This is a genomic window from Lacihabitans soyangensis (assembly GCF_024343775.1).
GTDB classification, from domain to species: Bacteria; Bacteroidota; Bacteroidia; order Cytophagales; family Spirosomataceae; genus Leadbetterella; species Leadbetterella soyangensis.
Map to the genome: position 1 here is coordinate 18,111 of NZ_RJUF01000023.1, position 14,400 is coordinate 32,510.

The following is a 14,400-nucleotide window of genomic DNA, read 5'->3' on the forward strand; positions in this document are numbered from 1 at the left end:
GATAAATTCGGATTAAAGTATCCGTTTAAATCTGCGTTGCTTGCATCCGTGTCATCTGCGTGCCATTTAACAATATGATTTAAAATTTATAAGTCGCCGTTAGCATAAAATTCCTTGGTGCTCCTGGAAACAAACGGGTATAATTTTGAGCTCCAATCCAATACGTTTTATCAAAAATATTGTTCATGTTGAGAGCTACTTGTACGTTGCTTTTGCTTGGCGTGTAATAAATAGCCGCATCAAAAGTAGTAAAGGCTGGTACTTCAAACGCTCTACTGAACCACGGAATTCTACTGCCTTGGGCGTTCATTCCTGCTCCAATTCCCAAATCTTTTAGTTTAGAATTTGCTCCGAAATTGTAGCGAGTCCAGACATTACCGCTATGTTTGGCCACATTCTCTTTGCGTTGGCCCACTAAGGCCTCATTAGCGTCAGCAATGATTTTAGCATCAATAAAGCTGTATGAAGCATTGATTTGCCAGTTTGGCAGGATAAAACCCGCCAAATCGGTCTCGAAACCACGACTACGGTCAGCTCCACGTTGTACCAATAAGTCAGGCTTGGTTGGGTCATTGGCACTCATCAAGATATTTTTTTGGTTGATTTCATACACAGCAGCATTTAAAGTAAATCGCTTTTCGAAAAGCTCAGTTTTTACACCCAATTCTTTCAAGTCGCTGATTAATGGTTTGAATGTAGCCGCCGAAGTTGGGGTCCAAAAATAGGCTCCGGTACTTGGCAATAATGTTACAGTGTTTGATTGTGGTTGATAGCCTTCCAAGTAAGTACCATAAACATTTATATTTTTAGTCACTTCGTAAGTCAAGCCAATTCTTGGAATCAATGCTGTGTTTTTGAATGATGCCTCGTTGGGTGCGTTATAGTTTGTTATATCTTCAAACCATTCGTTTCTTAAACTCAACAAAGCAGAGAATTTTCCAATTTTTAGTTGCTCTTGAATATAAATAGCGTCAGTGGTAGTCAATGCCGATGGCACTGCAATTCGACTGTTGAGTGTATAATCATTAATATTTCTAACCGTATAAACTGGATTACTCAAGTCAAAATAATTTGTGTTAGGTCTTGGTAGTGTTTTTCCACCAATGGTAACAGTCTGATAATTAGCCGCATTGGCTATCGCAAAACTTCCAGCTACCGAGCCATCTTTCAACAAAAATCCACGGGCAGCGTTCTGTCCGCCACCTTTGAGTTTATTCCAGCTTTGTAAGTCATAGCCTACCAAAAGTTTATGCGAAGTTTTGCCCGCTTTAAAATTGAAATTGAAGTAAGCGTTTAGGTTATCAGTATTCCACAATTGCTTGCGTTGCACCATTTGCATTCCTACCAAACTAGTAACTTCGGCACCTGTGATGTCTCTCGCAAAGGCGTTAGTTGTGCGGTGTTCCTGCAAATCTTCAGACCAAGTTTGTTTCATGTACGAGGCATTAAAACTGATTTTCTCGCTGAATTTATGCGAAAGATTTGCCGTAAGAATCAATTCTTTCGACTTGAAAAAGTCGTTGGCCGCACCTAAATTCAAGCTGATTGGCGTACTGTTCAAGTTTGTTTTGCCTGCTACCGCCCCGAAAATCGGCTGACCACGGTCGAGGTTGCCGACCATATTTGAGTAAATCAACTCAGTATTAATGGCAGTTTTATCGCTCGGTAAATAGGTGATAGATGGAGAAATCAAAACCGAATTATTCTTCACCAAATCACGGTAAGATTGTGCCTCTTGGTAAGCACCGTTGATGCGATAAAGCAAGGTTTTTGATTCATTCAATGGGCCTGTAAAATCCAAAGCCCCACGAACTGTGCTGAAACTTCCAGCACTCAGACTCACCTCTCTACGAGTTTCGGCCAAAGGTTTTTTTGTTACCATGTTGATACTTCCACCTGGGTCAACGCTGCTAAAAGTAACCGAAGCTGGGCCTTTCAGCACCTCAACACGCTCCACATTGGTAGTAAGCGGTTGTAAAAAGTAAAACTGGCGGGTACGCATTCCGTTGATAATTTGTCCTTCCTCGTTTTGACTGATTCCTCTGATATTGAATTGATTATAAAAACTCGAAGGCGAAACCCCCGAAGCTATTTTTACGGCATCCGCCAATTGAAACGCTCCACGGTCCGCAATCAATTCTTTGGTAACAGTGCTGAGTGCCTGTGGCAACTCTTTGTTTTTGATGGCAATTTTGGTAGCCGAAAAACTATAGTCAGAGTTGTAATCTTTTCTGGCTCTACCCAGTACTTCTACGTCCTGGAGCAAGGTTTCTGAGGGTTTCAGACTAATTTCAAGCGTTTGATTGGCCTTAACTTCCTGCGAAAATGCTTCATAACCAATTGAACTGATACTCAGCTTGTAATTTTTGTCTGAAAGGTTTGTAAACTCAAAATTTCCGTTTTTATCGCTCAAAACACTTTTGGTTTCTAAGGTTGAGCTAAGTTTGACAGTCGCTCCGATAATAGGTATTTTCCCATTTTCTTTTATGCTGCCATTTAAGGTATTTTGGGCAAATGAAACCGTTGAAATTAGCAGTAAGAGAGAGAGTAGTTTTTTGAAATACATAATATTTGTTTTGGTTAATTATTTAAATTTTGGGGAAAGGGTCTTTAAACTTGCCACCGGATTCCATACTTAATATTTCTTCCTCGGTACAAAGGCAGTTTTCGAGCTCTGAACAGATTATCTCTTCGTTGAGGTCTTGACCAATGATGACCAACTCATTTTGTCTATCGCCAAAACGTTTGTCCCAACGGCTTTCAATTTGCTGTTGATTATTAAGAAATGAAGCGTATTGTGATCTTTCTCTAAAAGTCATGCTCGCCCACCAAACTCCAGCACTTTCGGCTCGTAAAGAACCTCCAGCCTGACTCCAGTTTAGGGCATCGTCAGGACGTGATGACATCCAGAATAATCCTTTTGAGCGTATGATACCTGCATGCCATTCATCTCCAATGTAATTCCAAAATCTTTCAGGATGGAAAGGTCGTTTATCTCGGAAAACAAAACTACTTATACCATATTCCTCCGTTTCGGGGGTATGCGTTATGCCTTTGTTTCGGTTTTCAAGCTCCTGAATCCAACCGGCAGAACTTTCCGCTTTTCCATAATCAAAAAGTCCCGTGTTCAAAATTTGAGAGGTTGGCACTTTCCCGAAGCTAGATTCTATAATTTTAGCAATTGGATTAAGTGACTTAATTATGGCCTTAAGTTCACCCAACTGATATGGGCTTACGAGATCAGTTTTATTTAAAATAATGATATCAGCAAATTCAATTTGGTCAGTTAAAAGATTTACGATAGTACGGATATCATTCGGATCATCGTTGAGGTTTCGTTGCCAAATATTATCGGCCGAACCAAAGTCTTTCCCAAAATTATAGGCATCTACTACGGTCACCATGCAGTCAATTTGGGCATATTTTGAAAGGTCAATACCATTTTCGTCGTCCACAAAACTGAAAGTTTGGGCCACGGGTACAGGTTCTGAAATGCCTGTGGATTCGATAAGTAGGTAATCGAACCGATTTTCTTTGGCCAGTTTTTCTACCTCTATCATCAGATCTTCACGAAGCGTACAGCAGATACAACCATTGCTCATTTCTACCAATTTTTCCTCGGTTCTGGAAAGCGTATTTTCTTTTTCGACTAGGGCAGCATCTATATTTACTTCGCTCATATCATTAACTATCACAGCCACTTTAAGGCCTTCTTTGTTGTGAAGAACATGGTTGAGCAAAGTGGTTTTTCCAGCTCCGAGAAAACCCGAGAGCAAGGTTACGGGGAGTTTTTTATTCATGATGGCATTTTTTACAATGACGCAGGTTATAAATATGACCTATTATTAAGCCTAAGCTGGCTAAGTAACTTATTTCGTGGAGAATGTGAAATTCATCTTCGAACAAAATACAAACAGTGAGTAAGAAGAAGCTTGACCAGATTATGCCTAGTGCAACCTTACTCTCTGAGTTTTTGGAAGCTTCATAAGCGGCAAAAAAACTGATGATTAGAAACAAATAGGAAACCTCATGCCACCAAGAAAAGTTAGAGGCTATAAAGATGAGAAAAGGTGTAAATAGGCAATGCACCACACAAAGTGATGCACTTGCGATTCCTAACCAATCTGATTTAAAATTCATATGTTTATAAATGCAACAATGTTGCAAATATAAAAACATAAATGATTCAAATGCAACAATGTTGCATAAATTTTTAATTTAATTGAATTGAATTAGGCTAGCATCGTCCAAGATGTAGTTCAGGTCATCGACATTGTCAGAATTGAGTCTGAACTTGCCTTTAACGGTGATGATTTGGTCTGTTTTGAATCGATTTTTGGTAGTGAAATTGAGCTGAAGGATGGATTCTGGCCCAGAACCACCACAAAAGAAACAAGCTGCCATGGGTTTGGCAGAAAGCACATAGAGGTTTTGACTGACTGGAATTACATATCCTTTTATTTCCACAAATTTTCCTTCTAGTTTTTGTAAAGAAGCTCCGAAAGTAGGGTAGAGGAAGTCTAGCTCATATTCCTTGTTGAATTTCTTCGTGAATTTTACATCTCTCAGTGTAGCCCAAGTAATTTTTTGGGTACTTATGTCTTGAGAATATCCCTGAATTGAGATAACTATCAGAAATAGAACAAATTTTATTTTTAGCATAAAAGAATTAGTATTTTTGCAACAACGTTGCAAAAATAAATATTATTATGAAAATTAGCAGACTATTCCATCTTTTTGTTGTGATACTTGGATGCTCAAGTCCGAAAGTCGAATTGACCAAGGCCAACAAAATTCACTTGGAAAATGCCGCCATCTTTGAAGTTTTAGAAAACAAATTGGATAGTTTATTGAAAATTAGCACAAATGAAACCCAAAATAATGACCTTCAAAACCTTAATCACGAATTAAAAGAACTAGAAGAAAATATGGTAGAAGTGCCTGGTTTTGAACACGAACACCATCATGAGGGCCATAACCACAGTCATGCGGCACCTATTAACTATACTGATGATCAGATTTTGGCCATTCAAAAAGAAGTAAAATCGGAACTTTTAAAGATAAAAACCAAAATAGAAAATTTTAAGTAGGTTTCTAGGCTGAAATCATCTGCCAAAGTAAATCAAAAGTTTCGGAGATAATCTGTTCTCTTTTGCTTTCTTGCGGTTCCGAAATAATCAGGTATTGATTGATGCTGAACGTATGACCACTTATAAGGGTAAACAGTATTTCTAAATCCATATTTTTCAAAACACCCTCATCTATAGCGTTTTGTAAAAGTTCTTTCAGTGGTTTTACATATTTTTGGATTTCGTCTTCTGCTATTTTTTTTAAGTATGGAGAAGAATTAAATTGCTCCATGAACTTAAATTCATCCCGATGTTCTTTTGCCCAATCCAGGGTTGTGGTGTAGTATTTCTTAAGAATTTCTTTAAATGAAGTTTCCTGCGAAATGCTTTCTGTTATTTCACAGCCCAATTTGCTCTTAATATCTAAATAAAGAGCCACTACCAACTCGTCTTTGGTAGGGAAAAAATAGAACAAAGTTCCGCTCGAAATACCAGCTTCTTTAGCGATTTTGCTTGTAGGAGTGTTGTGAAAACCAAATTCCACAAAGAGCTTCAAAGCTGCGTCTAATACTTTTGCTTTTTTGTCCATTACTTTACACTTTTCCACCATTCAGTAAAGGTTTGCTCTGAATTGTTGAGGTCCACTTTTTCACCAATCATGGGAGTTACGAGGTTCAGATTTTCTTTTTTATTGTTTTCAACGATTTTGTTCAATGGTTCATCCCAAGCGTGGTTGGCTAAGGCAAACTTTGACGAATGCACTGGAAACAAACGCTTGGTATTTAAATCTTTAGCTGCTTGCAAAATCTCATGTGGCATCAAATGAATGTGCTTCCAACTTTTGTTATATTGGCCGTTTTCAAGAATAGCCAAATCGAAAGGACCAAATTTTTCCCCGATTTCGGCAAAGTGTTTGTCGTAACCACTGTCGCCTCCGAGAAATAGATTCTGACTTGGAGTTTTCAGCACAAATGATGTCCACAAAGCTTGGTTTCTCTTAAACATTCTACCCGAAAAGTGTCTGCCCGGAGTCAGGGTGACGTTAAATCCATTTCCTAAATCTACGTTATCATACCAGTCTTTTTCGATGATGATTTTTGGGTTGTAGCCCCAATATTCGAGGTGTTCGCCTGTTCCAAGAGCGGTGATTACTGTTTTGACTTTCGATTTTAGCTTTACGATGGTTTTGTAGTCTAGGTGGTCGTAGTGGTCGTGCGAAATGAAGAGGTAGTCTATTTCGGGAAAATCATCAACTGAGTACCTATCGGTGCCAGTAAAGGCTTTGGTGGTAAAGCTGAGTGGGGAGGCATTTCCACTGAGCACTGGGTCGATAAGTATTTTTTTGCCGTCAACTTGAATAAAATAAGATGAATGCCCAAACCACACCAAGACATTCTCATTCGGGCTTAAAGTCTTCAGGTCGGTTTTGTGTGATGGGAGGCTGGCCTCGGGTTGTTGTCTCTTTTTGTCGCCCAAAGCAAATTCTTTCATTACAGTGTAATAGGTAGCACCTTCTGTCAAATCTGGTGTAAAACTTTGATTTTGAAATGCTCCGTCTCGATAATTTGGAGATTTTTTTATACGTTTCAATCTGGCTCCAGAAGGCATTCTTCCGAAAACGGCCATCCTTAAAAAGGCACTTATGCTCATTGCTGCTGCTATGATAAATATTAAAATTACGGTTCTTCTTTTCATAAACTGACTAATCAGTCAGTAAAGGTAGTGCATAGAAAGCAAACGAAAAATTTTAATTTTTATGAGCGGTATTTGGGAAGGATGAGGTGTAGGATTTGAGATTTTATCTAAACTAATTTTAGTTTCATTCCTTCATGACTAGCAACGTAGCCCAAGGATTCATAAAATCTTAAAGCTTCAGGTCTTTGCTTATCGGTGGTTAGCTGTACCATGTTACAACCTTTTTCTATTGCATGCGTTTTGATATATTCAAACATTTGGCCACCAATTCCTTGACCTCTAAAATCTGAATGGGTTCTAACTGCCTCCACTTGTGCTCTCAAGCCACCTTGATGAGTTAAATATTGAATAAACGTTAGTTGGAAAGTGCCAACTTTTTGACCATTCATTTCTACTACGGTAAGCTCTTGGTTTGGGTCTTTAATGATATTTTCAAAAGCCATTTTGTACTTTTCAGAAATCTTTTCATCAAACTGTTCTCTTTTAGAGCCCAGCGTATCATCTGAAAGCATTTTTATAATATCCAGAAGGTCATCATTTAAGGCCAGTCTAAAATTAAGTTTATTTTCCATATTTATTGATTCAAATATCTAAAAATAAATTAGTTAGTTCATATTTCTGCTATTTAACTTTCGCCATCGCCCTAACCGGAAAAGTACCCACTCCCTTGAACTTGGGAGGAATCGCACTGAAGGTAAAGCCAACCGTTGGTAAGAGGTAGAGGTTGCAAAGGTGTTCAACAATGAGGATTTCGGCACCTAAAAGCGTGGTATGCACAGGGCGGCTATTGAACTGGGTATTGTCAATATTGTGTGAATCTATGCCTACCAACTTTACTTGGCAATCTCTCAAGTATTCAGCGGCTTCTTGAGTTAAATATGGATGGTTTTCGTAATATTTTTCGGTATTCCAGTGGTTTGACCAGTCGGTTTGTATCAATACCGCCCGATTTCGTATTTCAAAACCTTCGAGATGTTGCTTGGTTACGGCCAAAGTTTGGGTGAATGGAACAGAAATCTTGATTCCTTCCAAGTCTGTAAAGGCCTCTAAACCGACCTCCGAAAGGTCTTTTCCGTCAGAAAATCTATGGAATGGGCAGTCGAGATAGGTGCCTGTATTGGTCACCATTTCTATTTTACCAATCTGGAATTCGGTGCCTACCTCATAAAACTTCCTGGAATCCTCTCTGCTCAAATAATCGCAAACAATAGGAGCGGGGAGGCCTTTGTAGGTAACCAAGCCATGCTCAATGGTGTGGCTAAGATCAATCAGTAAAGAGTTTGGGGTTTTTAAGTCTACAGGTTTACGTTTATGAGTTTCCGTAAAAATGGCTTTGTTCGATATTTCCACCCTACCAACCATTAAAAGACGCATATCAGTAACCAAGTAGTCGGCCAATTCTTTGTCAGAAATTTCCTCACCAGCGATGTCTAACCTGAAATCTTCACCTTTGAGACTTCCGCCATTGGTGAAATATATCTCAAAATCAAATTTTACTCTTTTGTCCATAAATAGATGTTACTTTTTTTGGCCTGATTTTAGTTTTTAAATTTTACGACGGGTTGGTTTTTTCCTGCTTTTTCTTCAGAATTCCTTTTTCCACATTTTCGTTAAGCAGGTTCTCCGCATATTGCCATATCACTTCTGAGCCGTTTTTTATAACTTTTTTCTTTTCGTAAACGGTCTCAAAATCAACATTATATTCTCTCCATGTGCCGCCATTGTTCGAGGTATTTTGCAGAAGTGGTTCCAATCTGTCCATCGATTTTGCAAATTTGGCTTCGTTTGTTTCCCCTGTCTCAAATTCCTCCCAAATAGCTATTAGTTCTTCTGCTTGTTCGGTGGGTAGGATGCCAAAAATACGTTTTGCAGCTAAAAGTTCCTCTTCGGTATTGGTGTGGTTTTTCTGAGAGTCATAAATGAAGGTATCGCCAGCGTCTATTTCCACAATGTCGTGTATGAGCACCATTTTGATGACCTTTAGCAGGTCAATGCTGGAGTTGGAGTATTCAGATAAAATGACCGCCATGACTGCCAAGTGCCAACTATGCTCGGCATCGTTTTCGTTTCTGTCACTATTCAAAAGTTTGGTTTTCCGCTGAATATACTTCAGTTTGTCTATTTCTTTTATGAATTCAATTTGTTTTTCAAGACTGGTCATTTCTGTTTTTTCATTTATTTTCGGTAAAATACTTACCTCTTCGATTTCATGGCTTTGTATTTTTTTAGACTTAGATCATTTTTTAGTCTTTCGTACTCCTCTGACCCAGCAGCGTAAAGTGCTATTCTTCCTTCAGAATTACTGTGAAGACCCCATCCGTAGCGTTTGGTAAGTGGCGATGCCCTGAAACAAGCTTGCCCTTTGGAGAAAAATTCTTTCCGAGCATTTTCTAGTTCATCTTCCAAGAGTTCTTTTCTTTCTGCAAAAACAGAGAATAAAACATCATCGGACGTGAATTTGTATGGGTTCTTATTGATAAATTCAAATTGTATATTTGCTACTGATTTTGCATCAGCTTTGATAGGCGGTATCTCTGCCTTTTCTGTGGGGCAATCGTCGGCTATTTCAATGAAAGTATTGTAATAGTTGGTCGTATGCTCTTTCATAATTTATGTTTTAAATGGCCCAAAATGCTATTTTAAGGCAATAAAAATATCAACTTCTGCATTTTCAGGGTTTGCTGCCTTGGCACCATACACCTCAAAGTCGGTGGTATAGGCTCTGTTCAAATCAGTGTTCCAGATTTTCACCCACTCATTGAAAACTATTCCTTCATTGATATTTCCTTTTGCTGTAAACTGCTGATAGTTTGCTACTTCAATAACTTTCCCGACCATGCCATTTGGGATTTCGTCCAAACTCCTCACTGCACAGCCCAAAATCGTGTTGTAAGGTGCAGTATGATCTTTTTCGTAATCAGTATAAAGACAGTAAATGGTTTCATCAATTTTGTTGGGTATGAGTTTCGAGATGCCTTCGCCCATAAACCTTCCCCAAAGTGCCGGAATGTCTTTTGCGGCTTCACCATTGTTGTTGCTTGTTCTGGTCGAGATTCCGACGATATTTATCTTTTGCATTTTGTTTTTTCTGCAAAAATAAGTGCCCTTCCTGACAACCCTATGTCAGTAGCCTTCGTTTTTACTCTTCCTCTAAAGGTTGAAATCTATTCGTTCCTTCTATTCGCTCCCATTCAGAGCCTATCGGTTTTTTGAGCATCGGAATTATGGCCCTGTCATAATTGGCGATGGTGTTTACGTCATAAATTGAGATATTGTCCAGGTTTTCAACGTATTCATCGTCTTCTGTGCCGGAATAAAACCTCCAGCCTGTATCAAATTCGTCCTCAGGTTCTTCTCTGTACATAAAGCCTACTTTTAGGCCCTCTTCAGTAATTTTTCCGGTGGCCATACAAGTGCCACCCGTTGGTATGAGGTCTTGGAATTCCTCTATTTTTGATTGCATATTTTTGATTTTTGGAAAGTAAAGATATTGAAAATATGGAAAACCAACCAATGTTATCAATGCAAGGGACGTTTTTTAATCATGCCGCCCTTGGTATCTTTTACGCTGTTCATGACCACGAACGCACTCGGCTCTATTTTCTCTATTTCGGAGTTTAATTTGTTCAATTCCAGTCGGGTAATAACCGTGTAAAGAATATCGGTTTCCTTCATTTCACCTCTTTTTCCGTAGCCGCTTTTGCCACTGTAAACCGTTACTCCTCTGCCCAATTTGTCTATAATCATCAGTCTGATTTCTTCGTTTTTGTCTGAAACCACTGTCACACCAATGTATTCTTCGAGGCCTTCAACTATAAAATCGAGGGTTTTGGAGGCCGCTAGGTAGGTTATCATGGAATAGAGGGCGATTTCGATTCCCAAAAAATAGGCTGCTGCACCGAAAATCATCACATTGATGACAATTATAATATCACCGATGGTAGTGCCAAATTTACGGCTTAAATAAATGGCGAGAACCTCCGTGCCGTCTATAACCGCTCCACCTCTGATAGCAAAACCAATACCCGCACCTAAGAAAAACCCACCAAAAATAGCCACGAGAAGGTTATCATTGGTGATGTTTGGAAAACTCACTGTGGCCAATACAAGGGCTAATCCGGATATGGCCAATGCCGTTTTTATGGCAAATTGGCGACCAACAATTTTGTAACCCATCATGATAAATGGAAAATTTATGCCCACTATGAGGTAGGAGAGGGGTATTTTGGTCAAGGCCGATATCAAAAGTGATATTCCTGTGGCTCCACCGTCAATAAAATGATTGGTAAGTAAAAAGCCCTTAAAGCCAAAGGCAGCCGAAAAAATGCCAATGGTTATTAAAACGGTATCTTTTATTAGTCTTTTCGAAGGAGTCATGGCTGATGTCCGAGGGTTTGTTTAATATATTAATGGTATTCTGGGGATAAAAATTCCACAAAGTCATATTAAACCAACGTAAGAAATGGCTTTTTCTTACTCATAATTGCCCAAACTAATCGAAATAATAAAGTTCAAGGAGTTGAATAGCCTCAATCACTCAACAATAGTTCTGAAAGTGAGATTAACGCGTGGCTTAGACACCATTTTGGTTGGTGGAAGACGGTGTAGCCAGTGCGTTTGGGTGGTGTCTTTCATTACCAACAAGCTACCATGCTCTAGAAAAAGGTCTATTTTTTCTTTTGATTGCTTATGTTTAAAAGCAAATTTTCTTTCGGCCCCAAAACTTAAGGAACCGATGGCACCGTCTTTTTTAAGGTCCTTTTCTCCATCGCTGTGCCAAGCCATGCCTTCATCTCCAGAATGATATAGGTTTAGGAGGCAAGAATTAAAGGTTTCGCCGGTTGCGTTTTCTATGGTTTCTTTGAGTTCTAGCAATTCTTTGGTCCACAAAAGAGCCTGCTTGGTTGTATTGGAGTAAGTATATTCAAAGGGTTTTTCACCGTACCAAGCTACTTTTCGCTTCGTAATAATTTTTTTGCCGAAAATCACGGCTTCGTCGTTACGCCATTCTATGGTATTGAGCAACGCATCTAGGTAATGATTGGCCTGCTGATGGTCAAACAGTTTTCCGTAATAGTTTACCGTTCCCTCGTAAGGTAGCCAGTTTTTTGATGAGTCGGGTTTGAAATCAAACAAGTCCATTCTGCCAGATTTTATATTAAACAATGACCACAAGGTCTGAAATTTCTTTCTAGAGCTTCTTCTTCAGAACAAAAGAACACTCTATTCTGTTTAAACATTCTTTTTCCAGATTTGCAATTGAGTTTTCCGAAGATTTTGAGTTTTACATTTCCTCCAAAAGTAATCTTCTTTTGTCGTATTTGTTTTCGCAATTCTGCAGGATTTATGTCGTCATGCCGAATCATTCCTTCAAGATTTAGCATCATGAAAAATGATGCCCAAAGTATGACATTCGCCCGTATGAACTTCGCTTACACCGTGTTTCATATTTACTCTATAATAACCTTTTGAGCCTTTTATGGGTCTGAAATTGGTGGTAAAAGCCAACATGTCGCCCTTTTTTGGTTTCAAAACTATGGCCTTGGATTGGGCTCTTGGGGTTTGTTGGGTAAGTACAAACTCACCGCCAGTGTAATCCTCATCAGGTTGGTTCAAGAACAATACAGTTTGAATGGGGAAAAATACATCGCCGTACAGATCTTGGTGCAAAGTGTTGTGACCTCCCTTGCCATATTTTAGAATCAGAACAGTTGGTTTTAATTGGTCATTTTTACGGCATTTTTCCAACATTTCTTCATGAGTTTCTGGAAATTCTGTTTCGATATTTAGGACTTTAAACCACAGATTGGCTATTGGAGCAAGCTTTGCATAAATATTTGTTCTAATTTCTGAAATAAGACTCGGAAGAGGGTACTTGAAATATTTGTATTCTCCCAATCCAAATCTGTAGCGTTCCATTACTACTGTTTTGCGGTAAAGAAGAGGGTTTTCGTACTCATTTTTAAGTTCTTCACATTGGGCGGCAGTCAGTATGTTTGGGATAATTGCATATCCTTTTTCATGCATAGTTTCTGCGAATGCTTCCCAATCAACGCTTTCTAATTTTATGATTAATTCGCGATTCATTCTAATAAAATCAAAAGTTCAATTTCGCACTTTCCCAGCCAATGATAGCCGTTTTTCTGGTGGTTCCCCACATATATCCGCCCAGATTGCCAGATGCTTGGATAATCCTGTGACACGGAATCAAAAACGCTACAGGATTGCTACCAATCGCTGTTCCAACTGCTCGTGAAGCAGTGGGTTTTTCTATTTGTTGGGCCACAGATCCATAGGTGGTTAATTGTCCCATGGGTATTTTCAAGAGCGTTTCCCAAACTTTTAGCTGAAAGTCTGTGCCTTTTAAGTGCAGTTTTATTTGTTTGAGTTTACTCCAGTCATTTTGAAAAATAAATAGGGCATTTTGTTGTAAAATGTCCAGTTTTCTCTGGAAAGTTGCCTGTGGAAAGTGACCTTGAATGGTTTGGAGACCTATTTGCTCATTTTCATAAAAGGCCATGTGGCAGATTCCTTTTTCGGTAGATGCTACCAGGATGTTTCCAAAAGGACTTTCGGCAAAACTGTAGTTTATCTTCAGGTTTTTGCCTCCGTTTTTATATTCTGCGGGTGTCATGCCTTCAATATTTATAAACAATTCGTGCAAACGACTAGTGCCTGAGAGACCCATTTCATGGGCAGTTTCGAAGACTGAGGTTTGGTTGGCTTTTAAAAGTTTCTTGGCATGCTCAACGGTGGTGTATTGTAAAAACTTCTTGGGACTTGTGCCGGCCCACTCGCTAAAGAGCCTTTGGAAATGAAAAGGACTCAGATGAACTTTTTCGGCCAATTCGTCGAGGTTCGGCTGGTCTTTGAAATTGGCCTTTATATATGCTATTGCTTCGGCAATTCTATCGTAGTTCAGTTTGTCTTGCGTTTCCATATTCTCATTTTGATGGTACAAATGTCGATATAGTTTTCTTTTCAAAAAATCCGATTCTTGCTAAGATTTGTAGAAATTGCGTTAGTTAATCGAGCTTGACTTTTATCATAACCTTTATTTGAAACCATTTCAAACGAATGTATTGTTTGAATAAAAAACTCCTTCGATGACAACTTATTTCATAATTCCAGGCCTAGGAAATTCGGACGAAAATCATTGGCAAACACATTTTGAGAATTCGGGCGAGAATTTCGTGAGAATCATGCAAAAAAGCTGGGATGAACCTGATTGTGAGGATTGGGTTCTGAATATTGAGTACGCGATTTCAGACTATGAACCTTCCGAAGTTGTTCTGGTTGCACACAGTTTGGGATGTACAGCTGTGGCTCAATGGGCAAAAAGGTTTCCGAAAGCCATAAAAGGTGCACTTTTGGTGGCTCCCAGTGATATTGAAAATCCGGTTTATACATTTCCGATGACGGGATTTACGCCTATACCAACCGAGAAGTTGCCATTCAAAAGTATAGTTGTTTTAAGTACAAACGACATTTGGGTTTCAGAGGAGCGAGCCAGATATTTTGCAGAAACTTGGAGTAGCGAATTTATAAATATCGGTGAGGCTGGTCATATCAATGTTTCGGCTGGATATGGTGAATGGCCTTTTGGATTGGAGCTTTTGAGAAAGTTTGATTAATG

19 protein-coding genes are annotated in these 14,400 nt (G+C 39.0%); 2 read left to right on the top strand and 17 right to left on the bottom strand.

All coding sequences use genetic code 11. The features are described 5' to 3' along the window. Positions 1 to 79 precede the first annotated feature (79 nt). Genes EGI31_RS09670 through EGI31_RS09680 form a run of 4 tightly spaced genes read right to left on the bottom strand, consistent with a single transcriptional unit; the run spans position 80 to position 4,662 of the window. Complete coding sequence (locus EGI31_RS09670; RefSeq protein WP_255037027.1) at positions 80 to 2,566, bottom strand: TonB-dependent receptor; 2,487 nt, start codon at positions 2,564 to 2,566, stop codon at positions 80 to 82. Between the two features lie 22 nt (positions 2,567 to 2,588). Then, positions 2,589 to 3,800 (bottom strand): GTP-binding protein, encoded by a 1,212-nt coding sequence (locus tag EGI31_RS09675; protein ID WP_255037028.1) that lies wholly within the window; start codon positions 3,798 to 3,800, stop codon positions 2,589 to 2,591. Then, positions 3,793 to 4,179, bottom strand: a complete 387-nt coding sequence (locus EGI31_RS25400) for a MerC domain-containing protein (RefSeq protein ID WP_374760680.1) — start codon at positions 4,177 to 4,179, stop codon at positions 3,793 to 3,795. The genes EGI31_RS09675 and EGI31_RS25400 overlap by 8 nt, the downstream gene beginning before the upstream one ends. Before the next feature lie 39 nt (positions 4,180 to 4,218). Further along, positions 4,219 to 4,662, bottom strand: coding sequence for a DUF3299 domain-containing protein (locus EGI31_RS09680; protein ID WP_255037029.1), 444 nt, complete (start codon positions 4,660 to 4,662; stop codon positions 4,219 to 4,221). A gap of 47 nt (positions 4,663 to 4,709) precedes the next feature. Between EGI31_RS09680 and EGI31_RS09685 the strand changes: the two genes are divergently transcribed. After that, positions 4,710 to 5,090 (top strand): hypothetical protein, encoded by a 381-nt coding sequence (locus EGI31_RS09685; protein ID WP_255037030.1) that lies wholly within the window; start codon positions 4,710 to 4,712, stop codon positions 5,088 to 5,090. A gap of 4 nt (positions 5,091 to 5,094) precedes the next feature. Here EGI31_RS09685 and EGI31_RS09690 read toward each other — a convergent pair whose 3' ends face one another. The 13 genes from EGI31_RS09690 to EGI31_RS09750 all read right to left on the bottom strand — a co-directional run bounded on the left by EGI31_RS09690 (position 5,095) and on the right by EGI31_RS09750 (position 13,704). Further along, on the bottom strand, positions 5,095 to 5,658 hold the full coding sequence (locus tag EGI31_RS09690) for a TetR/AcrR family transcriptional regulator (RefSeq protein ID WP_255037031.1): 564 nt from the start codon (positions 5,656 to 5,658) through the stop codon (positions 5,095 to 5,097). Next, positions 5,658 to 6,764 (bottom strand): MBL fold metallo-hydrolase, encoded by a 1,107-nt coding sequence (locus EGI31_RS09695; RefSeq protein WP_255037032.1) that lies wholly within the window; start codon positions 6,762 to 6,764, stop codon positions 5,658 to 5,660. Before EGI31_RS09695 ends, EGI31_RS09690 begins: the two co-directional genes overlap by 1 nt. 107 nt (positions 6,765 to 6,871) lie before the next feature. Then, a complete protein-coding gene (locus tag EGI31_RS09700) occupies positions 6,872 to 7,336 on the bottom strand; it encodes a GNAT family N-acetyltransferase (protein ID WP_255037033.1) in 465 nt (154 codons plus the stop codon). A gap of 49 nt (positions 7,337 to 7,385) precedes the next feature. Next, positions 7,386 to 8,273, bottom strand: coding sequence for a cyclase family protein (locus EGI31_RS09705; protein ID WP_255037034.1), 888 nt, complete (start codon positions 8,271 to 8,273; stop codon positions 7,386 to 7,388). Positions 8,274 to 8,316: 43 nt separating this feature from the next. Next, positions 8,317 to 8,925, bottom strand: coding sequence for an HD domain-containing protein (locus EGI31_RS09710; protein WP_255037035.1), 609 nt, complete (start codon positions 8,923 to 8,925; stop codon positions 8,317 to 8,319). 32 nt (positions 8,926 to 8,957) lie between these two features. Next, on the bottom strand, positions 8,958 to 9,371 hold the full coding sequence (locus tag EGI31_RS09715) for a DUF6157 family protein (protein ID WP_255037036.1): 414 nt from the start codon (positions 9,369 to 9,371) through the stop codon (positions 8,958 to 8,960). 27 nt (positions 9,372 to 9,398) lie between these two features. Then, positions 9,399 to 9,842 (bottom strand): GyrI-like domain-containing protein, encoded by a 444-nt coding sequence (locus EGI31_RS09720; protein ID WP_255037037.1) that lies wholly within the window; start codon positions 9,840 to 9,842, stop codon positions 9,399 to 9,401. A 61-nt stretch (positions 9,843 to 9,903) separates the two neighbouring features. Continuing rightward, positions 9,904 to 10,227 carry a DUF2185 domain-containing protein gene (locus tag EGI31_RS09725; protein WP_255037038.1) on the bottom strand — a complete coding sequence of 108 codons (324 nt, stop codon included), beginning with the start codon at positions 10,225 to 10,227 and terminating at the stop codon, positions 9,904 to 9,906. 56 nt (positions 10,228 to 10,283) lie between these two features. Then, complete coding sequence (locus EGI31_RS09730; protein ID WP_255037039.1) at positions 10,284 to 11,141, bottom strand: YitT family protein; 858 nt, start codon at positions 11,139 to 11,141, stop codon at positions 10,284 to 10,286. Between the two features lie 156 nt (positions 11,142 to 11,297). Next, a complete protein-coding gene (locus EGI31_RS09735; protein ID WP_255037040.1) occupies positions 11,298 to 11,906 on the bottom strand; it encodes an alpha-ketoglutarate-dependent dioxygenase AlkB family protein in 609 nt (202 codons plus the stop codon). A gap of 11 nt (positions 11,907 to 11,917) precedes the next feature. Next, positions 11,918 to 12,151: an Ada metal-binding domain-containing protein gene (locus tag EGI31_RS09740; protein ID WP_255037041.1), complete on the bottom strand. Its 234-nt coding sequence runs from the start codon at positions 12,149 to 12,151 to the stop codon at positions 11,918 to 11,920. Beyond that, the gene (locus EGI31_RS09745) at positions 12,135 to 12,851 is read right to left on the bottom strand and encodes a 2OG-Fe(II) oxygenase (protein WP_255037042.1); all 717 of its coding nucleotides are present in this window, start codon (positions 12,849 to 12,851) and stop codon (positions 12,135 to 12,137) included. The genes EGI31_RS09740 and EGI31_RS09745 overlap by 17 nt, the downstream gene beginning before the upstream one ends. 10 nt (positions 12,852 to 12,861) lie before the next feature. Beyond that, complete coding sequence (locus EGI31_RS09750; RefSeq protein ID WP_255037043.1) at positions 12,862 to 13,704, bottom strand: bifunctional helix-turn-helix domain-containing protein/methylated-DNA--[protein]-cysteine S-methyltransferase; 843 nt, start codon at positions 13,702 to 13,704, stop codon at positions 12,862 to 12,864. 166 nt (positions 13,705 to 13,870) lie between these two features. On the opposite strand from EGI31_RS09750, the gene EGI31_RS09755 reads away from it, so the two are divergent. Next, entirely contained in the window at positions 13,871 to 14,398 is a 528-nt protein-coding gene (locus tag EGI31_RS09755; protein WP_255037044.1) for an RBBP9/YdeN family alpha/beta hydrolase, read from the top strand. Positions 14,399 to 14,400: the final 2 nt, after the last annotated feature.